Below are 24,883 nucleotides of genomic sequence, written 5' to 3' on the forward strand. Positions count from 1 at the left end.
AGGAGACCTCATGTTTTTTCAGAACGCGATCGATTTCCTGCCGATCCTGCTGAAGGGCGCGGTGGTCACGATCGAGATCACCGCATGCGCGTTCGTGCTCAGCTCGGTGCTCGGGCTGATCCTCGCGTTGATGAAGGTGTCGCGCAATCGTGCCGTCTCGACGGCCGGCAGCACGATCGTCAACGTGATCCGCGGGCTGCCGATCATCGTGCAGCTGTTCTACATGTACTTCGTGCTGCCCGATCTCGGCGTGCAACTGTCGGCGTTCCAGGCCGGCGTGCTCGGCCTCGGCATCGCGTACTCGGCGTATCAGGCCGAGAACTTCCGCGCGGGCATCGAGGCGATCGACCGCGGCCAGATCGAAGCCGCGCACGCGATCGGCATGCGCGGCCCGATGATCATGCGGCGCGTGGTGCTGCCGCAGGCGTTCCGCATCGCGCTGCCGCCGTACGGCAACACGCTCGTGATGCTGCTGAAGGATTCGTCGGTCGCGTCGACGATCACGGTCGCGGAAATCACGCGCGCCGGCCAGTTGATCGCGTCGTCGACGTTCCAGAACATGAGCGTCTACACGCTCGTCGCGCTGCTGTATCTCGCGCTCGGCCTGCCGCTGATGTTCGGCGTGAACCGGCTCGGCAAGCGGCTCGCCCTGAGGAGAGGCGCATGATCCGGATCGATTCCATTCATAAACGGTTTCAGCAGCACGCGGTACTGAAGGGCGTGAGCCTCGACGTGCAGGCGGGTGAAGTCGTGTGCCTGATCGGGCCGTCCGGTTCCGGCAAGTCGACCGTGCTGCGCTGTATCAACGGCTTCGAGACCTACGACGAAGGGTCGATCACGATCGACGGCGTGAAGGTCGACGCGCATTCGAAGCGGATCCACGAGCTGCGGATGCGGGTCGGCATGGTGTTCCAGCGCTTCAACCTGTTCGCGCACCGCACGGCGCTCGAGAACGTGATGGAAGGGCCGGTACACGTGCGGCGCATGCCGGCCGCGCAGGCGCGCGAGCAGGCCCGCGCGCTGCTCGACAAGGTCGGGCTCTCGCACCGGATGAATGCGTATCCGTCCGAGCTGTCGGGCGGGCAGCAGCAGCGTGTCGCGAACGCACGCGCGCTCGCGATGGAACCGCAGGCGATCCTGTTCGACGAGCCGACGTCGGCGCTCGACCCCGAGCTCGTCGGCGAAGTGCTCGGCGTGATGCGCGGGCTCGCGCGCGACGGGATGACCATGGTGGTCGTCACGCACGAAATGGCATTCGCGCGCGAGGTGGCCGATCGCGTGTGCTTCCTGCACGACGGCACCATCTGCGAAAGCGGACCGGCGCGCGACGTGCTCACGCAACCGACCCATCCCCGCACGCAGGAATTCCTGCGCCGCCTGCTGGCGTCGGACGGCGCCGACCACCCGGATCGAACATGAGCGCAACGAACGCGGCACCCGGATGGCCCGACTCGCCGTGGCCGGATTCACTGTGGGCGGCGACCGCCGTGCCGGCGCCCGATACGCCCGCGCTCGACGCGTCCGTGTCGTGCGACGTGGCGATCGTCGGCGCCGGCTTCACGGGCCTGTCGACCGCACTGCACCTGGCCGAACGCGGCGTGAACGTCCGCGTGATCGACGGCGCGCAGCCGGGCTGGGGCGCATCGGGCCGCAACGGCGGGCAGGTGATTCCCGGCCTGAAATACGACCCCGACGGACTGGTCCGCCGGTTCGGCGACGAAACCGGCGAGCAGCTTGCCGGCATCGTCGGCGGCGCGGCCGACACGGTGTTCGACCTGATTGAGCGGCACGGAATCGACTGCGATGCGCGTCGCCACGGCTGGGTCCAGCCGGCGCCGACCGCCGCGATGCTCGACACGGTCGCCCGCCGTGCGCAGCAATGGGCCGCGCGCGGCGCGCCGGTCGACGTGCTCGACCGCGACGACGTCGCGCGGCGGCTCGGCACGCACGCGTATGCGGGCGGCTGGATCGATCGCCGCGCGGGCAGCGTGCAGCCGCTCAGCTATACGCGCGGCCTCGTGCGCGCCGTGCAGGCGAGCGGGGCGGTCGTGCACGGGTTGACCCGCGCCGTCGGGCTGACGCGTGCCGACGGCCGCTGGCGGATCGCGACGTCCGGCGGCGCGACGCTGTCGGCGGAGCGCGTCGTGATCGCGACCAACGGCTACACGGACGGGCTGTGGCCCGGCTTGCGTCAATCGGTGATCGCCGCGAACAGTTTCATCGTCGCGACGGAACCGCTCGCGCCGGCGCTCGGTCGCGACATCCTCGCCGGCGGCGAGGTCGCGTCGGATGCGCGGCGCCTGCTGCTGTACTTCCGCCGTGACGCGGCCGGGCGCCTGCTGATGGGCGGCCGCGGCCCGTTCGCCGAACCGCGCGCGCCGAGCGACTGGCGCCATCTCGAACGCGCGACGACGCTGCTGTATCCGCAACTGAAGAGCGTCCGGTTCGAATACCGCTGGGCGGGGCGCGTCGCGATCACCGCGGATTTCCTGCCGCACGTGCACGAGCCCGCGCCGGGCGTGACGATCGCGCTCGGCTACAACGGGCGCGGCATCGCGATGGCGACGACGCTCGGCAAGCATCTGGCCGCGCATCTGTCGGGCGATGCGCAACTGCCGCTGCCGTTCCGGGTCACGCCGATCCGGCCGATCCCGTTGCACGGGCTGCAGCGCTTCTATATCGCGGCCGGCGTCGCCTGGTATCGCTTGCTCGACAGCCTGTCCTGACGCAGGCGTGACGGCAGTCGCCATCCGTCATCCGATCGGGCAGAATCGGCCTGCCCAGTTTCGACCGACGGATGCCGCATGACCGAACCGAACGAACCGCCCGGCCGCCGCGCTTACGCGAGCTTCGCGCAACGCTATGCGGACATCGCGCCGACGAAGGCGCACAACGCGCTCTACGAGCGTCCGGCAACCCTGGCGCTGCTCGGCGACGTCGATGGCCTGACGGTGCTCGACGCCGGCTGTGGGCCCGGCATCTGCAGCGCGCATCTCGCCGGCCACGGCGCAACCGTGCATGCGTTCGACGTGACGCCGGAGATGGTTGCGCTTGCGCGAACGCGCTGCGCGGGGCTGGCGGTCGACGTCAGGGAAGGCGACCTGGAGGCGCCGCTCGCGTGGTTGCCCGACGCGTCGGTCGACAAGGTGCTGTGCTCGCTCGCGCTCGACTACGTGCGCGATCTCGCGCCGACGCTGCGCGAATTCCGGCGCGTCGCGCGTCCGGGCGGAACGCTCGTGTTCTCGATGGCGCATCCGATGCGCGACTGGATGGACGAACGCACGCGCGGCGACGGTGCGTACTACGACACGTCCCGCTTCGGTTTCCACTGGTCGGGGTTCGGCGAACCGCGGCCGTACGTCGAAGCGTGGCGGCGGCCGCTCGCCGACATCCTGAACGCGGTCGCCGACGGCGGCTGGCGGCTCGACCGCTTCGTCGAACCGACGCCGCTGCCGGAGATGAAAGCCGTGTCGGAACGGCTCCATGCGGAGCTGTCGCTGGCGCCGGCCTTTCTGTGCATCCGCGCGCGCTGCTGACGCGCGTGGCGCCAATCTGCAAATATCGCGGCTCGTCGTTCTGCGCTTCAATAGCCTTGATACCTGCGTCGCCCATCGCGCTTGTTGCCCGGTGGGTGGTCGAACCGCGCGTCAGGTGCTCCGACGTTTGCGCGACATGCCAGCGGACGCCTTCGCAGTCGGCGACGGCGGCCCGCACCTCATACCGGCAATCGGTAAAAATCAGCTGCGCTCCGGCCCTGCTTGGCTATTGGGATACCCTATGTTATAAAGGCCGCGCCCGAATCAGGCGCATATTCCAACAATAGACCACATACGCTGCATCGATAGAAATCATGGCCGAAGCGGGTTATACCAAAGGTGAGGACACGCGTGTCCGCGTGCTGTTTCATGTAACCGATTTCGGGAACGGCGGGATCGAATCGTCTCTGATCCAGTGGCTGCGAATCCTCGATCGCAAGCGTTTCAGGGCCACATTGTCGGTTACGTACGCATCGCCGATGCTGACGCAACGCTTTCGTGCATTGATTCCGAATGACATCCCGATTGAAATTCTGGTGCGTCCGCGGTGGCTTCGCTATTTCCAGGACCGCCGTCACGCACGCAAGCTCGACAAAGCGGGCCGGATTGCTCGCGACCTTCACGGGGCGCTCGCGGTGCGTCCGTACATCGGGCGGCGCGTTGCCGAACTGGCGCGCGACGTAGACGTGATCGTTGATTACGACTTGTCGCTGCGGCGCATTGCCGGCCGATTCGGTGTGGCTTGGATCGGCGTCAACCACTTCAGCTTCGTCGCACGGCTCGGCGGCCAGGGCCGGCGCGTGCGCCGCCTCCTCGACCAGTACAGCCGCTACGACAGTATTGCCGCATTGAACCCGCAGATGGGCGACGAAGCCGACCTGATGTTCGGTGACCGGCTTCAGCAAGTAACCGTCCTGCCCAACGCCATTGACATCGATGCCATTCGTGAGCGCGCGACTGCAACGCGTCCCGAGTTGCCAACCGACGCGCCTTACATCGTTTCCGTCGCACGGCTCGATGAACTCCAGAAAGATCACCGCACGTTGCTGCGCGCGTATGCGCAACTCGTCGCGCGGCGCGGCGTGGCGGAGCATCTCGTGCTGGCCGGCGACGGCGCTTATCGCGACGACCTCATGCGTCTCGCGGACGAGCTCGGCATCGGTGCGCGAGTGCATTTCATGGGGCAAATGGACAACCCGCATCCGCTGATGGCGGGCGCGTCGATCATGGTGCTGAGTTCGAAGAACGAAGGGATGCCGATGGTGCTGATCGAGGCTCTCGCACTGGGCAAGGCAATCGTATCGACCGATTGCCCGACAGGGCCGCGCGAGATTCTCGATCACGGCCGCGCGGGATTGCTGGTGGAAGTCGGTGATGTCGACGCGTTGGCCGCAGCGATGGCGCAATTGCTGACCGATGGCAGACTGCGTGCCGACCTTGCCGCCCGCGCGTTCGAGCGGGCTACATGCTTCGGCATTGCGGAAAGCAACCGGCGCCTCGATGCCTGCATCGAGGCGATTCGCGTGAAACGCGCAAGCCGGCGTCGGGCGCAACCGGGTGAGGGCATGCAGCGCGCCGGCTGAGGGTCGATGTCCTGGGTGTGACGCGCTCCGCTTCGGCGCGTGTCGTTTACCGTACCGGCTGGTCGGTAAGCGTATTCAGGAACGCTTCGATATCCTTGATGTCCTGCGCCGTCATCGCGGGCTTGTCGCCGGGCTTGCGATCGAACGGCGCGTCGGTCACGTCGACGTTCGCGCGATATTTCGGCGGGATGTCGTCGTATTCGTCGACCTTGCCGTCCGCGCCGCGCGAATAGAACTTCTGCGGCGAGATGCTGCGCTCGTTGTAGAACGCCATCACCTGGTCGAGCGTGTGGAACACGCCGTTGTGGAAGAACACCTGGCGCGTCGCCGCGTTGCGCAGCGTCGGCGTCAGGAACATCCCGCAATACTGCGTCTGGTCCTTCAGGTCGTCGCGGAACGGCCCGCACACGCCGAGATCGTAGAACGCCGGATTGCGGTTTTGCGCGAGCGCGCGGTTGCGCGGCGCGCCGAGCGCCTCGTACTGGTAATCGGTAAACATCGGCGGCAGCCCGTCCTTGCCGGGTTTCGACAGGTGGCAGCCCGCGCAATTCGCCTTGTCCGGATCGTTGAACAGGCGCAGCCCGCGCAGCTCGGCCTGCGTGAGGCGTGCACGGCCTTCGAGCCAGCGGTCGTACTTGCTGTCGTACGGATGGAACGACGGATCCTCGACCTGATACCGCGCGATTGCGAACATCGCTTCCGACACCGCAAGCTGCGGGGTGGAGAACACGCGCGCGCCGAACAATTGCTCCAGTTGTGCGCGATGCGACGATTGCGCGAGCTTGCGCGCGACGTCGTCGACGCTCGCGTTCGCCATCTCGACCGGGTTCAGCAGCGGGCCGAACGCCTGTTGCTGCAGCGTATCGGCGCGGCCGTCCCAGAACATCCCGCCCTGCGGCACGAGCTGCGGTGCGGCCGACGTGCCGGCCACCTTCTGCGCCTTGACGACGCCGGCCGCCGCCGTGGCCTGCTGCGCGACGCTCGGCGCGGCGTCGTTTTCGCCGGCATCGGGACCGATGCTGAAATTCGGCTGGCGGTACAGATACATCAGCGACGGCGGCGGACGATAGCCCTGCTGCGTCATCGCGAGGCCGCCCGGCTGCACGTCGAGCGCATTCGGCGGGCCGTACGCGTGATCGGGGCTGTGGCACGACGCGCACGACTGCTTGCCCGACGCCGACAGCGACGGATCGTGGAACAGCGCGCGCCCGAGCTGCGCGACCGCCGACAGCGGCTGCGCGGCAGGCCGCTGCAGCACGACCGGATGCGGGTTCGCGCCGGTCCAGTCGGCGACCACGGTGCCGATCGCCGCCGGCACCTGCGCGGGAAACGCGATCGCGAACGCGCCATAGCCGATCACGGCCGCGCCGAGCACGCATGCCGCACGGCGCAGCAGGCGGGAAGGGGCGCGTGGCGCGGGCGTGCCAGCGGCATCGGGAGACGGAAACGCAGGGCGAGCTGTCATGCTGTCGGTCGAAAAACGGGCGTCGCACAAAGCGGCGCGTTAAATGGAAACGGCCGGCGCGTGATGCGCCGGCCATGCGGTCAGGCGGTGACGGTCAGATCGCCGGTGCGGCGCTCAATGCGGTGCCGAGCGTGGGGTCGAGATACAGCGGCGTCGTGTTCGGCTTCGACGTGAAGTCGAACAGGTTGCGCAGGTCGCCCGCCGTCGCATCGAACGAACCGCCGCCGATACGCTGGCCGCCGAGCCAGTTGTCCTCGATGAAGCGCACGACGGACGACTGGTCGAGCATCGTGTGATCGACGTAGTTCTGCTTCGCATACGGCGAGATCACGACCAGCGGAATGCGCACGCCCGGGCCGCAGCGGCCGTTCACGGTCGCGCCGTTCACGCCGGTGGTGCCGCCCGTACCGCACTTGCCGGCGCCGTTGACCTGGTCGACCGGGTCCGACGACGCGTGCGTCGGCGCCGTGTACACGTGGTCGTACCAGCCGTCCGAGTCGTCATAGGTGACGATCACGGCCGTGTTCTGCCAGTCCGGCTGCTGCTGCAGGAAGTTGACGACCTTCGTCACGAATGCCTGCTCGTCGAGCGGATCCGAATAGCCCGCGTGCCCGTCCTGCGCGGCCGGCGCCTTCAGGTAGCTGACCGACGGGAAGTTGCCGGCCTTCACGGCGGCGAAGAAGTCGTCCGTGTCGTACTGGTGGTTCGCCGGTTCGGCCGTCTTGCCGTCGGTCTCGACGCTCGAACCGATCGCCGCGATCGAGCTCGGGCGCGTGTGTTGCGGGTTCGCGGTCGACGCGTAGTACTGGAACCAGTTGTGGTGCGGGATGTAGTCGGCCGTCGCGGCGTTCACGGCGGTCGCGACCGTGCTGCGCGCGCAGCCCGTCGTGCCGTTGCCGTTCGTCGTCGACAGGTTGAAGCCGCCCATGAAGCCGCCCCACGTGATCTTCGCGCCGTTCAGCAGGTCACCGATGTTCTTGCCGCTCATCATCGCCTGATCGGTCGTGCTCGAACACACGTCGAAGCCCGGGTCGACGTCGTTGATCATCGTGAAGCCGCCCTGGCCGTCATTGATGTAGTACGAGCTGGCGGCGAGCGTCGACGGCTGCTTCGACGTCTTGACGATCTGCATCCCGTTGGTCTGCCCCGCCACGACGTTCAGCGCGCCCGGCGTCGACGGGCCGTAGACTGTCGTGAACGTGTTGTCGCTCATCGCGAAGCGCTGCGCGTAGTTCCACAGCGCGGTCACCGTGTTGCCGTCGAAGTAGCCCATCACCTGGCCCTTCGTGCCGAACGCGCCGGCGCCGCCGGACGAGCCCTTGCCCGTGTACTTCGGGAACAGGTCCGCCAGGCCGTTGTCCTCGGCCTGCTGTTCGGCCGTGTATGCGTGGTTCTGGTCGGCGGTCGCGGCCTGCGTGCGGTCGAGGCGGAACGGGTTCGCCGCGTCGGCGCCGTTGGCCGTGTTCGTGAAGTTTGGGTTCGCGGTGAGCAGCGTGCCCGTCAGGCCGTTCGGCGTCGGCGTGCCGGATTTCGCGGCGAACGCCGGTTCGCCCGACGGGTTCGTCGCGTTCGGGTAGGTGCCGAAGTAGTGGTCGAACGAGATGTTTTCGCCGTAGATCACGACGACGTGCTTGATCGGCGTGGCGGTCTGCAGCGCATCCTGCGACGACACGGCGGGCGTCGGCGTGGAATCGTCGCTGCCGCCGCAGGCGAACAGCGCGAGCGCTGCGGCTGCGCAGGCAGTGACGAGCAAGGCTTGACGGAACATCGGGAAACTCCAGGGTAAGGTCTTCGATGGTGGAGAACGGCTCCATCGCCGTGTCGGTTCGGCGCAGAGCTCGTGAGGGAGCACGCGCATTGGAACAGCCGCGTATGAAGATATGGGGACGGAGTGTTTTCGCGACGGTTGCGCTGCGGTATCGGTTTCATTACGGCGCAGCCCGATACGAAAGAGAACGGAAAGGGGCGGACCGCGTGCCACCTCCGCGTCACGTGCCGCGGCGTGCGGGCCGCTTGCGGCGCATGCGGTGCCGGGCGGGCGACGGGGAGCGGCCGGCCGGATCTTTCACGGGCGCGCCATGCGTCGCTTTTTTGACAATCCGGTGACGCATTCATACGATGAACGTCTGCCGCGCAACGCGCGACTTTCGACCGTCAGGGAGGTTTCAGCGTGCCGATTCCCGTTCTGTTTGCCGTTCTGTGCGCCGCGTTCCTGCACGCGTCATGGAATGCGCTGGTGCGCAGCAGCGGCGACCGGCTGCGCTCGGCCACGGTGCTGCAGATCGCGATCGGGCTGTTCGCGCTGCTGTTCCTGCCGGCTGCCGCGCCGATCACGCCGTCGAGCTGGCTCTGCGTCGTCGCGTCGGCCGTGATCCACGTCGTCTATACGCTGCTGCTCGTCCGCGCGTACGAACACGGCGACCTGAGCGTCGCCTACCCGGTTGCGCGCGGCACGGCGCCGCTGCTCGTCACGCTCGGCGCGGCGGCATTCGCGGGCGAACGCCTGAATATCGGCGCGCAATGCGGGCTCGTGCTGATCTGCGCGGGCATCATGGCGATCGGGCTGGAACGCGGGCGCGGCGCGAAACACCGGATGATGCAAGTGCTGCCGACCGCGTTCGCGACCGGCGTGTCGATCGCGGCGTACAGTGTGGTCGACGGGATCGGTGTGCGCGAGAGCGGCAGCACGGTCGGCTATACCGCGTGGATGTTCGTGCTGACGGGCGCGATGATGGCCGCGTACTACCGGCTGCGGGCGGGGCCGCTGCGGCTGACGCAGGATGTCGGCGAGACGGCGAAGGCCGCATGCGGCGGCGTGTTCGCGGCGCTCGCGTACGGCATCGTGATCTGGGCAATGGATCGCGCGCCGATGGGGCCGGTGTCGGCGCTGCGGGAAACGAGCGTGGTGTTCGCGGCGCTGATTGCGCGCGTGTATCTCGGCGAGCGGCTGACGCCGCGCCGGGCGGCCGGTTGCGCGGTGATTGCGGCGGGGGCGTTGTTGATCAGTGCGTTCGAGGCGGTGAGCTAAACGCGTTAGCCCAGCGCGCCGGGCCTGTCAGCTTTCCACCGGCATCGCACTCGTACACTTGATCTCGTCGAGGCACACGCTCGAATGCACGCCGCTCACGCCGGGAATGCGCATCAGCGTCTCGAGCAGGAATCGCGACAACCCTTTCAGATCGTGCGCGACGACCTTCAGCACATAGTCGATGTCGCCCGTCACCGAGAAACATTCCTGGATCTGCGCGAGATCCGACACGAGTTTCTGGAACTTCGACAAATCGCGGATATGCCCGCGCTCCATCGTCACGTGCACGAACGCGGTGACGCCGAACCCGAGCGTATCGGGGCACAGCCGCGTTTCGTAACGGCGGATCGCGCCGATTTCCTCCAGCCGCCGGTGGCGTCGCAAGGTCTGTGCGGGCGACAGGCCGACCGCCTTCGCCAGGTCGAGGTTCGACGCGCGGCCGTTCTCCTGCAACACCGACAGCAAGTGGCGATCGATGCGATCGAGAACCGGTTCAGGCATTTTTGTTTCCTCATCTGTCTCCCGGATGCAATCTTATCTCATAATGTAGGGTTTGCATGAGCGGGTTACGCAACCCGATTTCGCCGTCGCGACGCTAAACTGACGCCGGATTTTCGTGTGCGACCGCAGTAATGCGGCGTGGGCGACGAGTCGGCGGTCGATCTGGCCGCACGCCGACGCGCATCGGATGCCGCCACGCGAAGATTGCAGTCCCCAACCCGGCGGCTCCACGAACGGCCGCCGGCACAGCAAAACAGCGCCCGGCACACCGAGGCGCGCCGCACCGCTTCCGGCGGAGGCGGGCAGAATGGAGAAGACATGGTTTCTGGAAACGAGAGCGACGGCCTGAAGCGCGGGCTGAAGAACCGGCACATCCAGCTGATTGCGCTCGGCGGCGCGCTCGGCACGGGGCTGTTCCTCGGCATCGCGCAGACGATCAAGATGGCCGGCCCGTCCGTGCTGCTCGGCTATGCGGTGGCCGGCATCGTTGCGTTCTTCATCATGCGCCAGCTCGGCGAGATGGTCGTCGACGAGCCCGTCGCGGGGTCGTTCAGCTACTTCGCGAATAAATACGTCGGCCACTTCACCGGCTTCCTGTCCGGCTGGAACTACTGGGTGCTGTACATCCTCGTCAGCATGGCCGAGCTGTCGGCCGTCGGGATCTACGTGCAGTACTGGTGGCCCGGCGTGCCGACCTGGGTGTCGGCGCTGGTGTTCTTCGTCGCGATCAACCTGCTGAACCTGGCGAGCGTGAAGTCGTACGGCGAGACGGAATTCTGGTTCTCGATCATCAAGGTCGCCGCGATCGTCGGGATGATCGGCTTCGGCGGCTGGCTGCTCGCGAGCGGCCATGCAGGGCCGGAAGCGACCGTCCGGAACCTGTGGCAGCACGGCGGTTTCTTCCCGAACGGCGTGTCGGGCCTCGTGATGTCGATGGCCGCGATCATGTTCTCGTTCGGCGGGCTGGAGCTGATCGGCATCACCGCGGCCGAAGCCGACGATCCGAAGCACAGCATTCCGCGCGCGACCAACCAGGTCATCTACCGCATCCTGATTTTCTACATCGGCGCGCTCGCCGTGCTGCTGTCGCTGTACCCGTGGGAGAAGGTCGTCACCGGCGGCAGCCCGTTCGTGCTGATCTTCCACGCGCTGAGCAGCAACGTGGTCGCGAACGTGCTGAACGTCGTCGTGCTGACGGCCGCGCTGTCGGTCTACAACAGCGGTGTATACAGCAACAGCCGGATGCTGTTCGGCCTCGCGCAGCAGGGCAACGCGCCGAAGGTGCTGTGCGCGGTGAACAGGCGCGGCATTCCGCTCGCCGCGCTCGGCGCGTCGGCGCTCGCGACCGGCGTGTGCGTGCTGGTCAACTACTTCATGCCGGGCAAGGCGTTCGAGGTGCTGATGGGCCTCGTCGTGTCGGCGCTGATCATCAACTGGGCGATGATCAGCCTGATCCACCTGAAGTTCCGCCAGGCCAAGCGTGCTGCCGGGGAGGAGACTTCCTTCCGCAGTCTGGGCTATCCTTTCACGAATTACCTGTGCCTGGCATTCATGGCCGGCATTCTCGTCGTGATGTACCTGACGCCGGATCTCCGCCTGTCGGTGTACCTGATCCCGGTATGGCTCGCGGTGCTCGCGATCGGGTATCGCTTCCGTCAGAAGAATGCGGGCTTTGCGGTGCACGACGGCGCCTCCGCACGCTGACGCAGGCCACGATCGACCCTTCTTCCAAACGAGACCGACTCAAGCCATGTTCGAACACATCGACGCGTATCCGGGCGACCCGATCCTGACGCTCAACGAGAACTTCCAGAAAGATCCGCGCGACCAGAAGGTCAACCTGAGCATCGGGATCTATTTCGACGCCGAAGGCCGGATTCCGGTGCTGGGCGCCGTGCGCGAAGCCGAAACCGCGCTGCAGCGCGACAGCGGCCCGAAGCCGTACCTGCCGATGGTCGGCCTCGCCACGTACCGCGACGCCGTGCAATCGCTGGTGTTCGGCGCCGATCACCCGGCCCGCGCGGCCGGCCGCATCGCGACGCTGCAGACGCTCGGCGGCTCGGGCGCGCTGAAGGTCGGCGCCGATTTCCTGAAGCGCTATTTCCCGGATTCGCAGGTGTGGCTCAGCGATCCGAGCTGGGAAAACCACCGCTTCATCTTCGAGCGCGCGGGCTTCACGGTGAACACGTATCCGTACTACGACGAAGCGACGGGCGGCCTGAAGTTCGACGCGATGCTCGCGGCGATCGACGCGCTGCCGGCGCGCAGCATCGTGCTGCTGCACGCGTGCTGCCATAACCCGACCGGCGTCGACCTCGACGAAGGCCAGTGGGAGAAGCTGATCGACGTGATCGAGGCGCGCGGGCTGCTGCCGTTCGTCGACATGGCGTACCAGGGCTTCGGCGCGGGTCTCGACGCGGACGCGTTCGCGGTGCGCGAACTGGCCCGTCGCGGCGTCCCGACGCTCGTCGCGAACTCGTTCTCGAAGAACTTCTCGCTGTACGGCGAGCGCGTGGGCGGCCTGAGCGTCGTCTGCGAAGACGCGGCCGCGGCCGACCGCGTGCTCGGCCAGTTGGCCGGCGCCGTGCGCTCGAACTACAGCAACCCGCAGACCTACGGCGCGAAGGTCGTCGCGGCCGTGCTCGGCACGCCGGCGCTGCGCAAGCAGTGGGAAGAGGAACTGTCGGCGATGTGCCGCCGCATCGCGCGGATGCGCCAGTCGATCCATGATGGCCTGCGCGACCACGTCAGCGGCGAAGCGCTCACGCGCTACGTGAAGCAGCGCGGGATGTTCACGTACACGGGCCTGACCGAATCGCAGGTCGACGCGCTGCGCGAGGTGCACGGCGTGTACATCCTGCGCTCGGGCCGGATGTGCGTGGCGGGCCTGAACGACTCGAACGTCGGCATCGTCGCGGACGCGATCGGCAAGGTGCTGAAGAGCGGCGTCTAAACGCGGCGCGGTGGCGCGCCACGATGCAGAACCGGCTGTGTCCCGTCGCGGGAGCAGCCGGTTTTTTGTTGGGCGGCCGTCATCTGCGGCGCCCGGCTGACACACGGGCCGGCGCGGCGGTACGATCACGGCATCGTACGCAAGACAGGGGAGCAGAGGAGCAACATGGGCATCCGGATCATCCAGCTCGGCACGCCGCGCGCGGCCGGCGAAGGCCTGCGGATCGGCACGGTGCGGCGGCCGCCGCGCGGCGTACCGAAGGCGGAATTCGCGTCGCGCAACTACTATGATGTATGGTTGCCGACACTGTCGCCGAGCCCCGAACTCGTCGCGCAGGCGCAGGCCGCCGAAACCGACGCCGAATGGAAGGCGTTCAAGCGCCACTTCCGCGCAGAGATGGCGCACGGCGACCCGGCGAAGGTGCTGGACCTGCTGGCCGCGCTGTCGGCGACCACCGCGTTCTCGATCGGCTGCTACTGCGACGACGAACGCCATTGCCACCGCAGCGTGCTGCGCGAGCTGCTCGCGGAGCGCGGCGCGGCGATCGAGCCCGACGCGGGCTGAAGCGGCGTCGCGCGGCTGCACCGTGATCGTGCGGTGCAGCGAACCGGTTGACGTGGGTCAAGCGCGCGGCCGCGCGCGCCACTATGCTCTCGTCATGGAGCCATCACGACAATGACAGGCGAACAGATGCACATTGTTTTCCCGCCCGAGCCGCCAGAGTACTGCGCGCGCGACCTGGTCGTCGCGTTTTCGGCGCTGGTCGACGGGCGTTGCGTCCAGTGCGCGGTCACCGCCGAGGCGCTGGAAGACCATTTCGGCGCGCGGTCGCTGCTCGAACGCGATCTGCTGGGCGCATTCGACGCGCACCGGTCGGCCATCGAGGCGAAGGCACGACGAATGCTCGAGGAAATCGGCGGCCGGCCGGTGCTGCTGCACAGCGGGCACTTCCGGCTCGAAGACTGATACCGCAGGAGGGCGCATGACACTGCAGGGCAACATTCACGAACGCGACTGGTCGGTCGAAGTGGAGACGCGCCCGTGCGAATCGGGCGAGTTCCGCTGCCGCGTGTCGGTCGAGCACGGCGCCGGCGCCGCGCGGTTTCATCATACGTTCGAGCACAGCCACGCGTATCCGACGGAGCGCGAGGCGATGATCGAAGGGCTGCGGGCCGGCATGACGTGGATCGAGATGAAGGCGTCGCAGACCTTCAACGTATGAACGGTCCCGCGCCGGCCAGGCGCGGGCAGACTATCGGCCGGCCGCGATCGAAAAATACGCGCCGCGCCACGGGAAACACGTGCCGCCGCATCATGAGGCGGCCGGCACATGCAAGGCGGTCGACGAGCGGGCGGCCCCGTCAGGAGAGACGACATGGGCGTGGGCATGCAGATCGCCTGCCTCGGATTCACGGGTTCGGCAGCGGTCGAGGCCGAAGCCGGCGCGCAACTGGTGCGGCTCGAACGGTTTCGCGCGTTGATCGACGGCTGCCATCTCACGATCGAGTCGCGTACGGTGGCCGATGGTGCACGCCTGTACGACGTGCGGCTCGACCTGGTGATGCGCGACACGGTGCTCCGGTCGCTGCCGCCGTGCGTCGGCGCCGACGTGGACGATGCGCTGCGCCGCGCGTTCGCGCAGGCCGAACAGGCGTTGATCGCGTGGCAGGCGGGCGCCGCAACGGCGGCGCTGCGCGACGCGGCGACGGGCAACGCCAGGCAGTAATGCCGCGCCGGCCATCCGGCGCCGCGTGTCAGACCCGCGCGAGCGCTTGCGCGTCGATGATGCGCACGCGCTTGCCGCGCGTGTCGACGAGCGCTTCGCGATGGAACCGCGAGAACATCCGGCTGACGGTTTCGAGTTTCATCCCGAGATAGCAGCCGATTTCCTCGCGCGTCATCCGCAGGTTGAATTCGGTCGCCGAATAGCCGCGCGCCTCGAACCGCGACGACAGGTTCAGCAGGAAATGCGCGACGCGCTGCTCGGCCGACATCGTGCCGAGCAGCAGCATCTGGCTCGATTCGCGGACGATCTCGCTGCTCAGCATCTGGTAGAGGAAGTGCTGCATCGGCTTCATCTCGCGGCACGCGGCTTCGAGCGCGCCGAACGGGATGATGCAGACCACGCTGTCCTCCAGCGCGATCGCGTCGCAGCAGTGCTGGCCGCCGCCGATGCCGTCCATCCCGAGCGTTTCGCCGGCGATCTGGAAGCCCGTCACGTGCTCGCGGCCGTCGCGATGCATCATCACCGTCTTGAACGAACCCGCGCGCACCGCATAGATGCTCTGGAACGGATCGTCGGTGCGGAACAGCGCGTCGCCCTGGCGAACCTGTCGCGTCGTGCAGATGATCGTGTCGAGGCGGCCGTATTCGGCGGCCGTCAGGTGCGGCGGCAGGCACATCGAGCGCATCGCGCAGGCCGAGCAGCGGGCGGCCGGATGTTTGGCGGCGTCGGCGCGCGCGGCCGGGCGCAGCGGAATCGTTGGGCGGGGTACGACGGACACGTCGGCGAAGGCGGTGGCGGTGGACATGAATCGCTCGGCTCGTCAGGGGAGGCGCACGCGAGCGTGCGCCAGGGATTCGATGACACGGCATGCAGCGTCGAATTCGACGGTCTTGTCGAAGAAGTAGTCGGCTCCCGCCGTTGCGCATGCCTCTCTGAATGCCGGCGCCGAGTGGTTCGTCAGCACGATCGTGACGATGCGCGGCGCGGCCTTCGACAGCATCCCGATCAGGTCGAGACCGCTGCCGTCCGCGAGCCGCACGTCGACGATCACCACGTCCGCGCGACTGCTGCGGATATGCGTCCACGCGTCCTGGCCGTCTTCCGCTTCGCCCACGACGGCAACGCCGTGGATCGCGCCGACGAGCAGCGCGATCCGCTGGCGGACGGCGACTGCGTGATCGACGAGGAACACCCTGAGCGCGGCGGGTGACAGGCTGGCATTCATGCCGGCAGTATCGTGGTGCGCCGCCGAAATTGAAATCGGCCGAATTGGAACTTCGTGTAGGCCGCTTCGACGCGGTGTAGGGCGTTTCCTACACCGCGTACGGGAAACCGCCGGTGTGAATCCGACGATGCGATGCCGCGCGAGCGGCGCGAACGGTTGCGCGGCCGGGTCAGCCGGCGCGGCGCGCGGCCAGCGCGTCGCGCGCGGTGCGGCACGCGGCCAGGTCCCATGCGGCGCAGCCGACGCTCTTGAACAGCAGCGGGCCGCTGCGGGCAAAGGTGCCGTTCAGCACGTCGGCGAGCGACGCGACGTGCCGCCAATCGACCCGCGCGACGATCAGGTCGCCGGCTTCGTGGCGCGCGCCGGCCGGATCGTCGACGACGAGCCGGCTGCCATGCACCGTGTTCGCGTCGATCTCGGCGGCATCCGCGGTGAACGCGCCGACGCCGACCACGAGCCGGCCTTCGCGTGCGGCTTCGCGATAGACGGGCGTGCGGCTCGTCGTCAGCGTGACGACCACGTCGATCGCGTCGGGAATCGCGTCGCCGTCGAGCGGCGCGAGTCGCGGCGCATGCGCGCGGTGGGCGGCGCAGAAGGCGGCCGCGCTGTCCGCGCTCGTGCCGCGCACGTGAAGGCGCGCGTCCGGAAAGATCGCCGCGAGCGCTTCCGCATGATTGGCCGCCTGCTTGCCGGTGCCGATCAACAGGATGTCGCGCGGCTCGGCGCCGTGCAGCGCCTGGATGCCGAGCGCGGTGATCGCCGCGGTGCGGCGGCCGGTGACGGTCGGGCCGTCGAGCGCGAAGCGCATTGCTCCGGTGGTGGCGTCGTACGCGGTGACCTGGCCGAGGATCGTCGGCAGCCCGCGCGCGCCGTTGCCGGGGCACACGTTGACGAGCTTGTGGCTCGCCAGGTCGTGGGCGCTCGACGGCATCGACAGCATCACGCCGCCGCCTTGCAGCGGCACGACCAGGCGTTCGGGGCTGACGATGTCGCCCGCCGCATACTCGACGACCGCTTGCCTGAGCGTGGCGAGCAGCGCCGGGTAGTCGAGCAGCGCAGCCGTGTCGGCCGCGTCGAAAACGGGAATCGGGGAAAAGGCGGTCATCGTGTAGGTCGCAGGCGTCGGTGAGCGTGGATGGCGGACGCATGCCGCGCCAGCCACAGAGGTCTGCCGGATACCGTGACACCGGGCAGTGAGTGTGGATCGAATCTATACCACTTGCTGGCGCGTCCGCAACCCAGAAAATAAAGCGCTTCGTGGACTTTGGTTCTAATATCTGGCCAAAAGGTTCGCCGCTGCCGCGCTGCCCGCGCCGCTCCGGTATAGTGCGAACCCATTCCCGATCCACGCCCGCGAACGGGCAGGAGCCCTACGATGATGTCCGCGCGTCCCGACTCACTCGAAGGCGGTTTCAGGCCGCTGCAGATCTACGAGCAGGTAGCCGAAAAGATCCGCGACGAGATTCGCGCGGGGCGCTACGCGGCCGAGTCGCGGCTGCCGTCCGAGCGCGAGCTCGCGGCGCTGTTCCAGGTCGGCCGGCCGGCCGTGCGCGAAGCGCTCGGCGCGCTGCAGAACGAAGGGCTCGTGTTCACGAAGCGCAATTCGGGCACCTACGTCGTCGCGGCGCCGCTCGACGTGCTCGCGCAACGCGGCGACGCGCACACCGCGTCCGAGGCCGACTTCAGCCCGACGTCGACGCTCGACGTGCGGCTGATCCTGGAGCCCGCGATCGCGCGCCTCGCGGCCGCCCATGGCCGCGCCGACCCGGGCGCCGAGCGCTATCTCGCACAGATGGAAACCATCACCGACGTCGACGACCCGCACCAGCGCGCGCTGTGGAACGAGAGCGACCGGCTGTTCCACCGGCAGCTCGCGCTGATGACCGGCGATGCGCTGATCGTGAAGATCGCGGACGAAGTCGCGAAGACGATGGACCAGCCGCTGTGGAAGCGGCTGAAGGACGACGGCATCTACGACGCGGGCCGGATCCGGCTCTACGTGTCCGAGCACCGGCTGATCTACGAGGCAATCGTGTCCGGGGATGCCGATGCGGCTGCGTTCTATGTCGAACAGCACATCCGCCGCGTGCGGCGCGACATCGCGCCGAAGTGAGGGGGCGTTCTGGTCTTTAATGTGACCAAAACCTCCGGAATTATTTTGAAATTGCTTGCGATGTGACCACGCGTGTCCTACATTGGTTTCACACAAAACCAATCAGGAGACATCATGCGACACCTCGTAACCGCGCTGTCGGTGGCTGTTGCCGCCGGCGCACTGACTTCCGCGCACGCGCAGGAAGTCGTGACGATCGGCCATTCGGCGCCGCTGACGGGCCCGCAGGCCGCCAACGGCAAGGACAACGAAAACGGCGCGCGGCTCGCGGTGGACGAGCTCAACAAGGCCGGCGTGAAGGTGGGCGGGAAGACCGTTACCTTCAAACTGGTTTCCGAAGACGACCAGGCCGACCCGAAGGCCGGCGTGCAGGTCGCGCAGAACCTCGTCGACAAGGGCGTCGTCGCGGTGCTCGGGCCGTACAACTCGGGCGTCGCGATTCCGGCCTCGCGCGTGTATGCGAACGCCGGCGTGCCGATCCTGCCGGTCGCGTCGAACCCGGCGCTCACGCGGCAGGGCTTCAAGAACATCTTCCGGATCGGCGCGAGCGACGAGCAGCTCGGCGGCACGATGGCCACGTTCGCCGCGAAGACGCTGAACGCGAAAACCGCCGCCGTGATCGACGATCGCACCGCATACGGGCAGGGCGTCGCCGAGCAGTTCATGAACGTGGCGAAGGCGAACGGCATCAGGATCGTCGATCAGGAATACACGAATTCGTCGGCCACCGATTTCCTCGGCATCCTCACCAAGATCAAGGCCGGCAACCCCGACGTGATCTTCCTCGGCGGCTATGCGGCGCAGGGCGCGCCGATGGCCAAGCAGATGAAGCAGCGGGGCTTGCGCGCGAAGCTGCTCGGCGGCGACGGCATCTGCTCGGCCGACATGGGCAAGGTCGCGGGCGAGGCGGCGTCGATCGTTTATTGCGCGCAGGGCGGCGTCGCGCTCGAGAAGACGCCTGCCGGCCGCGAATTCCTGAAGAAGTACCACGACGCCTATCACACCGATACGCAGGTCTACGGCGTCAATTACTACGACGGCGTGAAGCTGCTCGCCGACGCGATGGTCAAGGCCGGCACGACCACCGACAAGGCGAAGCTGATCGCGCAGCTCGCGAAGTCGAATTATGCGGGCGTCGCGGGCACCTATTCGTTCGACGCGAACGGCGACCTGAAAGGCGCGCCGACCACCGTCTACGTGATCCGCAACGGGCTGCCCGAGCCGTACGCGAAGTAATAGCCGCACCGCCCGTCACCGGACGGCGGCCCGGCCGCCGTCCTTCGTTTCAACGCATCCGATTCGTCATGAAAATTTCCCGATCCCTGTCCACCGTCGAAGTGCACACCGGCGGCGAGGCGTTCCGCATCGTCACGAGCGGGCTGCCGCGGCTGCCCGGCGACACGATCGTCCAGCGCCGCGCATGGCTCAAGGAGCACGCCGACGAGATCCGCCGCGCGCTGATGTTCGAACCGCGCGGTCACGCCGACATGTACGGCGGCTACCTGACCGAGCCCGTGTCGCCGAACGCCGATTTCGGTGTGATCTTCGTGCACAACGAAGGCTACAGCGACCATTGCGGACACGGCGTGATCGCGCTGTCGACGGCGGCCGTCGAGCTCGGCTGGGTGCAGCGCACGGTGCCCGAGACGCGGGTCGGCATCGACGCGCCGTGCGGCTTCATCGAAGCGTTCGTCCGGTGGGACGGCGAGCATGCGGGGCCCGTGCGCTTCGTCAACGTGCCGTCGTTCATCTGGCGGCGCGACGTGTCGGTCGAGACGCCGTCGTTCGGTACCGTGACCGGCGACATCGCGTATGGCGGCGCGTTCTATTTCTATGTCGACGGCGCGCCGTTCGACCTGCCGGTGCGCGAATCGGCGGTCGAGAAACTGATCCGCTTCGGCGCGGAAGTGAAGGCCGCCGCGAACGCGACGTATCCGGTCGTGCATCCGGAAATCCCGGAAATCAACCATATCTACGGCACGATCATCGCGAACGCGCCGCGCCACGCGGGTTCGACGCAGGCCAACTGCTGCGTGTTCGCGGATCGCGAGGTCGACCGCTCGCCGACCGGCTCCGGCACCGGCGGGCGCGTCGCGCAGCTCTACCAGCGCGGGCTGCTCGCGGCGGGCGACACGCTCGTCAATGAATCGATCGTCGGCACGGTCTTCAAGGGCCGCGTGCTGCGCGAAACGACGGTCGGCGACATCCCGGCCGTGATCCCGGAAGTGGAAGGCAGCGCGCATATCTGCGGGTTCGCGAACTGGATCGTCGACGAGCGCGATCCGCTCACGTACGGATTCCTCGTGCGCTGAGCCGCAGCGCCGGTCGCGTCGCCGTTGCGTCCCCGTCGCGCGGCGTTCAGGTTGTCGTACCAGGTTTGGCGCGTCGTTCCGGATGCCGGGCACGCGCCTTTTTTGCGTCAGCGCCGTCGCGAAACCGCACCACAATCGCACCACGTATGCCGGCCCAACGCCGCCGCGGGTCGGACGGCCGCGCGAGTTTGGTACGATGCAGCCTTTTCAGCCGAGCTCCACCCGCGTGAATCGCCGAAACGTGTCGTCAGTGCGTGCCTTGTGTGCCAGATGGGTCGCGCGCGCCCAACCTGTCGCGGCGGCCGCCGCCGCGCGCGTCAAGCCTCTCGCCGCCACCGCGTGGCACCATGTCCGCCACCCGACGCGCCGGGGCGTGCTGCTCACGGCCGCCGCCGTGCCGGCGCTGTTCGCGGTGTACGTGGTCGTGCTGATCCCGTTCACGCCGGGCATCGGCGACATCCGCAAGGCGCGCGTCGACCAGCCCGCGCAAGTGCTGTCCGCCGACGGCAAGCTGCTGGCCGAATTCAAGCCGTCGAACCGCGAATGGGTGTCGCTCAAGCAGATCTCGCCGCATATGGTCGACGCGCTGATCGCGACCGAGGATCACCGCTTCTACGAACACCACGGCCTCGACTGGAAGCGCACGGCGTCGGCCGCGCTGCATACGTTCTCGGGCAGCCGCCAGGGCGGCTCGACGATCACGCAGCAGCTCGCGCGCAACCTGTATCCGGACGAGATCGGCCGCGCGCCGACGCTCACGCGCAAGGTGAAGGAGGCGATCACCGCGCTGAAGATCGAGGCCGTCTACAGCAAGGACCAGATCCTCGAGACTTACCTGAACACGGTGCCGTTCCTGTACAACGCGTACGGCGTCGAGATGGCCGCACGCACCTATTTCGACAAGTCGGCCGACGAACTCGACGTGCTCGACAGCGCGACGCTCGTCGGGATGCTGAAGGGCAACAGCTACTACAACCCGGTGCTGAACCCCGAGCGCGCGCTGCAGCGGCGCAACACGGTGCTCGGCCAGATGGTGAAGTACGGCAAGCTGTCGCCGGCGCAGTTCGCGCAGTGGCAGCGCCGGCCGCTGCGGATCGACTTCGAGCGCCAGAAGGAGCCGCCCGGGCCGGCGCCGCATTTCGCGCAGCAGTTGCGCAAATGGCTGATCGCGTGGGCCGACCGCAACGACTACAACATCTACTCGGACGGGCTGATCGTGCGCACGACGATCGACTCGCGCCTCCAGCAGATGGCGACGCAGGCGCTCACGCTGCAGGGCAATCAGTTGCAGGGCATCGCGAACAACGCATGGAGCGGCCGCGACGGCTGCGGCACCGACAACGAGGTGTTCCGCACTTTCATGCGCGAATCGCCCGAGTACAAGGCCGCGCAGGACGCCGGCAAGGACGACGCGGCGGCGATGAAGATGCTCGCGGCCGACCGCGGCTTCCTGCACGCGCTGTGCAAGGCGAAGACCGACGTACAGGCCGGCTTCCTCGCGATCGATCCGCGTGACGGGCAGATCCGCGCGTGGGTCGGCAGCCGCGACTTCACCCGCGAGCCGTTCGACCACGTCGCGCAGGCGCGGCGCCAGCCGGGCTCGACGTTCAAGCCGTTCGTCTATGGCGCCGCGTTCGCGAGCGGGATGAAGCCGGACGACACGTTCATCGACCAGCCGGTCGAGATCCCGCTGAAGGGCGGCGAGATCTGGCGGCCGAACGACGACGTGCCGCCGACCGGCAAGCCGATGACGCTGCGCGACGCCGTCGCGCTGTCGCGTAACCGGATCACCGCGCAGGTGATGGAGAAGGTCGGGCCGGGCGCCGTCGCGCGGCTGGCGCGCGACATGGGCGTGCGCGAAAGCCCGCTCGAACGCGTGCCGTCGCTCGCGCTCGGCACGAGCCCGGTCACGCTGAAGGAAATGGTCGCGTCGTACGCGACGATCGCGAACGGCGGCCTGTACGTCGAGCCGCAGATGGTGACGCGCATCGAGAATCGCCAGGGCGAGGTGCTCGCCGAGTACGCACCGGCGCCGCCCGAGCGCGCGCTCGATGCCGAAACCGACAAGACGCTGCTCGACGTGATGCGCGATGTCGTGACGCGCGGCACGGGCGGCAGCATTCGCACGCGCTTCGGCATCCGCGGCGACGTGGCCGGCAAGACCGGCACGACGCAGGACAACGCGGACGGCTGGTTCATCCTGATGCAGCCGGGCCTCGTCGCCGGCGCGTGGGTCGGCTTCGACGACGGCCGCGTGACGCTGCGCAGCGATTACTGGGGGCAGGGCGCGCACAGCGCGCTGCCGATCGTCGGCGATTTCTTCCAGCGCGCGCAGCGCGCCCGGATCGTCGATACGAAGGCGAAATTCGATACCGAGCCGTCGCCGGGCTGGTTCGGGTCGCTGCGCGAGCGCGTGACCGACCTGTTCGACACGTGGTTCCCGCCCGAGCCGAAGAAGGCGCCCGCGCCGGTCAGGACGCAGCGCATCGAGCGCCCGGCCGAGGCCGACGAGGGGGCGGCGTCGGCGGCTTCCGCCGCATCGGCGCCGGATGCCGCATCCGGCGGCATCGTCGAGGAATGGGTGCCGGCGTCCGAAGTGGCCGCGTCGGCCGCGGCGCTGTCGACGGGCGCATCGCAACCGCAGCCGCAGCTTGCGCAGCCGCCGACGGGCGCCAGTACGACGAGCGGAAGCAGCGCCGGTGTCGGCGTCGCCCCGTCGGCCGTGCCGGCCCCACCGCCGGTGCCGGTGCCGGCCGCGCCCGATGCGACCGGCGCGTCGCAGTAACGCAGCCGTTCAGATTCCGCGCGATGCTGCCGTAATCAAGTTGTCACGACAGTTTGCGCGGTCGCCCCGCGCTGCTCCGATGCGGCTTTCCATCGATTACGTCGCGCTCGCGCGCGACGACCTTTGCGCCGGCGTTCCGCTCGGCTTCGACCTCTACGACGCCGACGGCGCCGCGCTGCTGCCGGCCGGCACGACGCTGCGCGATGCCGCGCAGCATGCTTTCCTGTTCGACCATTTCCGCCCCGTCCGCCGACGCGAGGACGCCGACACAGATTCGCGCGTGTCCGGGGCGGCAGCCGCGCCCGCCACGCGCATGGGCTTGTCGGCGGGCGCCGCGATCGGCATCCGCCGCCGGGTCGGCACGACGCGCGTGCTGCAACGCTGCCGGTTGATCGGCGTCGGCGCGTCGGGGGCGCTGTTCGTCGAGCCGCAGCCCGCCACCGTGCTCGAATTCGCACGCGGCGACGACGTCGAAGCGGTGGCAATCGGCCGCGCCGCGGTGTTCCGTTTCGGCGCGACGGTCGAATCGGTGCAGGCGTCGGGCGCCGCGCCGTTCATGATCCTGTCGCCGCCCGGGTTCGTCGACCGGCTGCGCACGCGCGGGGAGCCGCGCGTGCCGGTGCGCATCGCGGCCTGCTGCACTGGCGGAGCGGACGGGGCGGAAGGCATCGGGGTGGTGCACGACATCAGCCTGAGCGGGCTGTCGATCGCCGTCGACCGGGCGATCGCGGCGCCCGGCGAGCCGTTGCGCGTGCTGCTTCCGTACGAAACCGGCGGCCGCGTCGAGCGGCTGGCGCTCGATGGCATGGTGCGGGCCGCGCATGCCGACCCGGCGGCGCCGGCGCTGACGCTGCATCATGCGGCGTTCGGCGACATCGATGCCGACGACCTGATTCGCCTCAAGGCGCTGCTGTTCGACAGGCAGATGGCGTCGGCGGATACCGATCGCCTGCGCTGAATGCGCGGCCGGAGGCGTGCCGGCTACCGTATCGCGGCATTCGGTGCACGAACGTCGATAATCATCTGAAGAATCGACTTATTCCCGATGGATTGTACGGTTTCGGTCAACAGTGAATTTGCGATTTAAGTATTTACCCTGATAGTCGAGCCTCCTAGACTTCTACTCATGCGCAACGACCCCGAGTCCGAAGCGCCTGACAAAACAATCCTGGAGGTAACGCATCATGAAATCGCTGATCAAGGCAGTTGCACTGGCCGCCCTGATGGCCGCACCGGTCGTCTCGTTCGCCCAATCGAACCAGCAGCCGCTGACGCGCGCGCAAGTGCGCGCCGAGCTGGTCCAGCTCGAAAAGGCCGGCTACAACCCGAACGACTGGATCAACTATCCGGAAAACATCCAGGCCGCCCAGGCCAAGATCGCCGCCGCGCAGAACACCGGCGCGCAAGCCGACGCAACCGGCTACGGTTCGAATCCGGTCGCGACGTCGCAGTCGGGCCAGCGCGCGGTCGTGCCGGCCGTCAGCGACCGCTCGTCGGTGTACTTCGGCCACTAAGCCGGTCGTTGTGTCGCGGCCGTTGGGGCCGCGGCTGAAGGCTTGTCGAAAAAGCCCGCACTCGTTTAGTTTCGAGTGCGGGCTTTTTCAATGATGCGTAACGATGTGATGCTTTCGCCATCAGGAAACACGACAACAGGCG

24 protein-coding genes are annotated in these 24,883 nt (G+C 67.9%); 18 read left to right on the forward strand and 6 right to left on the reverse strand.

Translation table 11 applies throughout. The annotated features are described in order from the left end of the window. Positions 1–10: 10 nt before the first annotated feature. From HWW87_RS29105 to HWW87_RS29125, 5 genes are all read left to right on the forward strand, one after another. Positions 11–667: an amino acid ABC transporter permease gene (locus tag HWW87_RS29105; RefSeq protein WP_034179585.1), complete on the forward strand. Its 657-nt coding sequence runs from the start codon at positions 11–13 to the stop codon at positions 665–667. Then, positions 664–1,419 carry an amino acid ABC transporter ATP-binding protein gene (locus tag HWW87_RS29110; protein ID WP_175823201.1) on the forward strand — a complete coding sequence of 252 codons (756 nt, stop codon included), beginning with the start codon at positions 664–666 and terminating at the stop codon, positions 1,417–1,419. Before HWW87_RS29105 ends, HWW87_RS29110 begins: the two co-directional genes overlap by 4 nt. After that, a complete protein-coding gene (locus tag HWW87_RS29115) occupies positions 1,416–2,726 on the forward strand; it encodes an FAD-binding oxidoreductase (RefSeq protein ID WP_175823202.1) in 1,311 nt (436 codons plus the stop codon). Before HWW87_RS29110 ends, HWW87_RS29115 begins: the two co-directional genes overlap by 4 nt. 78 nt (positions 2,727–2,804) lie before the next feature. Further along, complete coding sequence (locus HWW87_RS29120; protein WP_175823203.1) at positions 2,805–3,536, forward strand: class I SAM-dependent methyltransferase; 732 nt, start codon at positions 2,805–2,807, stop codon at positions 3,534–3,536. Between the two features lie 314 nt (positions 3,537–3,850). Then, positions 3,851–5,119, forward strand: a complete 1,269-nt coding sequence (locus tag HWW87_RS29125; protein ID WP_244107357.1) for a glycosyltransferase — start codon at positions 3,851–3,853, stop codon at positions 5,117–5,119. Between the two features lie 46 nt (positions 5,120–5,165). Here the strand turns inward: HWW87_RS29125 and HWW87_RS29130 are convergent, their stop codons facing one another. Together HWW87_RS29130 and HWW87_RS29135 are read right to left on the reverse strand one after the other, a co-directional pair. Further along, positions 5,166–6,584 carry a cytochrome c peroxidase gene (locus tag HWW87_RS29130; protein ID WP_175823204.1) on the reverse strand — a complete coding sequence of 473 codons (1,419 nt, stop codon included), beginning with the start codon at positions 6,582–6,584 and terminating at the stop codon, positions 5,166–5,168. 94 nt (positions 6,585–6,678) lie between these two features. Then, entirely contained in the window at positions 6,679–8,352 is a 1,674-nt protein-coding gene (locus tag HWW87_RS29135; RefSeq protein WP_175823205.1) for an alkaline phosphatase family protein, read from the reverse strand. A gap of 402 nt (positions 8,353–8,754) precedes the next feature. On the opposite strand from HWW87_RS29135, the gene HWW87_RS29140 reads away from it, so the two are divergent. Next, complete coding sequence (locus HWW87_RS29140; RefSeq protein WP_175823206.1) at positions 8,755–9,612, forward strand: EamA family transporter; 858 nt, start codon at positions 8,755–8,757, stop codon at positions 9,610–9,612. Positions 9,613–9,639: 27 nt separating this feature from the next. On the opposite strand, the gene HWW87_RS29145 is transcribed toward HWW87_RS29140, so the two are convergent. Further along, positions 9,640–10,113 carry an Lrp/AsnC family transcriptional regulator gene (locus HWW87_RS29145; RefSeq protein ID WP_014899441.1) on the reverse strand — a complete coding sequence of 158 codons (474 nt, stop codon included), beginning with the start codon at positions 10,111–10,113 and terminating at the stop codon, positions 9,640–9,642. Positions 10,114–10,431: 318 nt separating this feature from the next. Here HWW87_RS29145 and HWW87_RS29150 point away from each other — a divergent pair, with 318 nt between their 5' ends. From HWW87_RS29150 to HWW87_RS29175, 6 genes are all read left to right on the forward strand, one after another. Then, positions 10,432–11,817, forward strand: coding sequence for an amino acid permease (locus HWW87_RS29150; RefSeq protein WP_175823207.1), 1,386 nt, complete (start codon positions 10,432–10,434; stop codon positions 11,815–11,817). Between the two features lie 46 nt (positions 11,818–11,863). Continuing rightward, positions 11,864–13,066 (forward strand): amino acid aminotransferase, encoded by a 1,203-nt coding sequence (locus tag HWW87_RS29155; protein ID WP_174386388.1) that lies wholly within the window; start codon positions 11,864–11,866, stop codon positions 13,064–13,066. A 165-nt stretch (positions 13,067–13,231) separates the two neighbouring features. Beyond that, positions 13,232–13,630 (forward strand): DUF488 family protein, encoded by a 399-nt coding sequence (locus tag HWW87_RS29160; RefSeq protein WP_175823208.1) that lies wholly within the window; start codon positions 13,232–13,234, stop codon positions 13,628–13,630. A 111-nt stretch (positions 13,631–13,741) separates the two neighbouring features. Continuing rightward, positions 13,742–14,032 carry a DUF1488 domain-containing protein gene (locus tag HWW87_RS29165; RefSeq protein WP_174430023.1) on the forward strand — a complete coding sequence of 97 codons (291 nt, stop codon included), beginning with the start codon at positions 13,742–13,744 and terminating at the stop codon, positions 14,030–14,032. Positions 14,033–14,048: 16 nt separating this feature from the next. Beyond that, entirely contained in the window at positions 14,049–14,288 is a 240-nt protein-coding gene (locus HWW87_RS29170) for a hypothetical protein (RefSeq protein ID WP_006479066.1), read from the forward strand. Positions 14,289–14,441: 153 nt separating this feature from the next. After that, entirely contained in the window at positions 14,442–14,792 is a 351-nt protein-coding gene (locus HWW87_RS29175; protein WP_175823209.1) for a metal ABC transporter ATPase, read from the forward strand. A 28-nt stretch (positions 14,793–14,820) separates the two neighbouring features. Here HWW87_RS29175 and HWW87_RS29180 read toward each other — a convergent pair whose 3' ends face one another. The 3 genes from HWW87_RS29180 to lhpI form a co-directional block, all read right to left on the reverse strand. Then, positions 14,821–15,597, reverse strand: coding sequence for a helix-turn-helix domain-containing protein (locus HWW87_RS29180; protein WP_174430021.1), 777 nt, complete (start codon positions 15,595–15,597; stop codon positions 14,821–14,823). A 15-nt stretch (positions 15,598–15,612) separates the two neighbouring features. Beyond that, positions 15,613–16,017, reverse strand: a complete 405-nt coding sequence (locus HWW87_RS29185) for a response regulator transcription factor (RefSeq protein WP_175823210.1) — start codon at positions 16,015–16,017, stop codon at positions 15,613–15,615. A gap of 169 nt (positions 16,018–16,186) precedes the next feature. Beyond that, positions 16,187–17,122 carry a bifunctional Delta(1)-pyrroline-2-carboxylate/Delta(1)-piperideine-2-carboxylate reductase gene (gene lhpI / locus HWW87_RS29190; protein ID WP_175823211.1) on the reverse strand — a complete coding sequence of 312 codons (936 nt, stop codon included), beginning with the start codon at positions 17,120–17,122 and terminating at the stop codon, positions 16,187–16,189. A 270-nt stretch (positions 17,123–17,392) separates the two neighbouring features. Here lhpI and HWW87_RS29195 point away from each other — a divergent pair, with 270 nt between their 5' ends. From HWW87_RS29195 to HWW87_RS29220, 6 genes are all read left to right on the forward strand, one after another. Next, positions 17,393–18,130, forward strand: coding sequence for a GntR family transcriptional regulator (locus HWW87_RS29195; protein ID WP_059822442.1), 738 nt, complete (start codon positions 17,393–17,395; stop codon positions 18,128–18,130). 114 nt (positions 18,131–18,244) lie between these two features. Further along, the gene (locus HWW87_RS29200) at positions 18,245–19,366 is read left to right on the forward strand and encodes a branched-chain amino acid ABC transporter substrate-binding protein (RefSeq protein WP_175823212.1); all 1,122 of its coding nucleotides are present in this window, start codon (positions 18,245–18,247) and stop codon (positions 19,364–19,366) included. 68 nt (positions 19,367–19,434) lie between these two features. Then, positions 19,435–20,442, forward strand: a complete 1,008-nt coding sequence (gene lhpH / locus HWW87_RS29205; protein ID WP_175823213.1) for a trans-3-hydroxy-L-proline dehydratase — start codon at positions 19,435–19,437, stop codon at positions 20,440–20,442. 196 nt (positions 20,443–20,638) lie between these two features. Next, positions 20,639–23,227 (forward strand): transglycosylase domain-containing protein, encoded by a 2,589-nt coding sequence (locus tag HWW87_RS29210; protein WP_175823214.1) that lies wholly within the window; start codon positions 20,639–20,641, stop codon positions 23,225–23,227. 79 nt (positions 23,228–23,306) lie between these two features. After that, positions 23,307–24,185 (forward strand): PilZ domain-containing protein, encoded by an 879-nt coding sequence (locus HWW87_RS29215; protein ID WP_175823215.1) that lies wholly within the window; start codon positions 23,307–23,309, stop codon positions 24,183–24,185. 226 nt (positions 24,186–24,411) lie between these two features. Further along, positions 24,412–24,741: a DUF4148 domain-containing protein gene (locus tag HWW87_RS29220; protein ID WP_175823216.1), complete on the forward strand. Its 330-nt coding sequence runs from the start codon at positions 24,412–24,414 to the stop codon at positions 24,739–24,741. Positions 24,742–24,883 lie beyond the last annotated feature (142 nt).

This window comes from Burkholderia sp. BCC0419, from assembly GCF_902830285.1.
Taxonomy (GTDB): Bacteria; Pseudomonadota; Gammaproteobacteria; order Burkholderiales; family Burkholderiaceae; genus Burkholderia.

Bases quoted from the DNA above. Each gene is read 5' to 3' on its own strand.
- HWW87_RS29170 (WP_006479066.1), top strand. From the start codon at position 14,049: ATGACACTGCAGGGCAACATTCACGAACGCGACTGGTCGGTCGAAGTG.
- HWW87_RS29165 (WP_174430023.1), top strand. From the start codon at position 13,742: ATGACAGGCGAACAGATGCACATTGTTTTCCCGCCCGAGCCGCCAGAG.
- HWW87_RS29150 (WP_175823207.1), top strand. From the start codon at position 10,432: ATGGTTTCTGGAAACGAGAGCGACGGCCTGAAGCGCGGGCTGAAGAAC.
- lhpH (WP_175823213.1), top strand. From the start codon at position 19,435: ATGAAAATTTCCCGATCCCTGTCCACCGTCGAAGTGCACACCGGCGGC.
- HWW87_RS29110 (WP_175823201.1), top strand. From the start codon at position 664: ATGATCCGGATCGATTCCATTCATAAACGGTTTCAGCAGCACGCGGTA.
- HWW87_RS29115 (WP_175823202.1), top strand. From the start codon at position 1,416: ATGAGCGCAACGAACGCGGCACCCGGATGGCCCGACTCGCCGTGGCCG.
- HWW87_RS29210 (WP_175823214.1), top strand. From the start codon at position 20,639: ATGCAGCCTTTTCAGCCGAGCTCCACCCGCGTGAATCGCCGAAACGTG.
- HWW87_RS29175 (WP_175823209.1), top strand. From the start codon at position 14,442: ATGGGCGTGGGCATGCAGATCGCCTGCCTCGGATTCACGGGTTCGGCA.
- HWW87_RS29120 (WP_175823203.1), top strand. From the start codon at position 2,805: ATGACCGAACCGAACGAACCGCCCGGCCGCCGCGCTTACGCGAGCTTC.
- lhpI (WP_175823211.1), bottom strand. From the start codon at position 17,122: ATGACCGCCTTTTCCCCGATTCCCGTTTTCGACGCGGCCGACACGGCT.
- HWW87_RS29180 (WP_174430021.1), bottom strand. From the start codon at position 15,597: ATGTCCACCGCCACCGCCTTCGCCGACGTGTCCGTCGTACCCCGCCCA.
- HWW87_RS29215 (WP_175823215.1), top strand. From the start codon at position 23,307: ATGCGGCTTTCCATCGATTACGTCGCGCTCGCGCGCGACGACCTTTGC.
- HWW87_RS29200 (WP_175823212.1), top strand. From the start codon at position 18,245: ATGCGACACCTCGTAACCGCGCTGTCGGTGGCTGTTGCCGCCGGCGCA.
- HWW87_RS29220 (WP_175823216.1), top strand. From the start codon at position 24,412: ATGAAATCGCTGATCAAGGCAGTTGCACTGGCCGCCCTGATGGCCGCA.
- HWW87_RS29195 (WP_059822442.1), top strand. From the start codon at position 17,393: ATGATGTCCGCGCGTCCCGACTCACTCGAAGGCGGTTTCAGGCCGCTG.
- HWW87_RS29130 (WP_175823204.1), bottom strand. From the start codon at position 6,584: ATGACAGCTCGCCCTGCGTTTCCGTCTCCCGATGCCGCTGGCACGCCC.
- HWW87_RS29135 (WP_175823205.1), bottom strand. From the start codon at position 8,352: ATGTTCCGTCAAGCCTTGCTCGTCACTGCCTGCGCAGCCGCAGCGCTC.
- HWW87_RS29155 (WP_174386388.1), top strand. From the start codon at position 11,864: ATGTTCGAACACATCGACGCGTATCCGGGCGACCCGATCCTGACGCTC.
- HWW87_RS29145 (WP_014899441.1), bottom strand. From the start codon at position 10,113: ATGCCTGAACCGGTTCTCGATCGCATCGATCGCCACTTGCTGTCGGTG.
- HWW87_RS29125 (WP_244107357.1), top strand. From the start codon at position 3,851: ATGGCCGAAGCGGGTTATACCAAAGGTGAGGACACGCGTGTCCGCGTG.
- HWW87_RS29105 (WP_034179585.1), top strand. From the start codon at position 11: ATGTTTTTTCAGAACGCGATCGATTTCCTGCCGATCCTGCTGAAGGGC.
- HWW87_RS29185 (WP_175823210.1), bottom strand. From the start codon at position 16,017: ATGAATGCCAGCCTGTCACCCGCCGCGCTCAGGGTGTTCCTCGTCGAT.
- HWW87_RS29160 (WP_175823208.1), top strand. From the start codon at position 13,232: ATGGGCATCCGGATCATCCAGCTCGGCACGCCGCGCGCGGCCGGCGAA.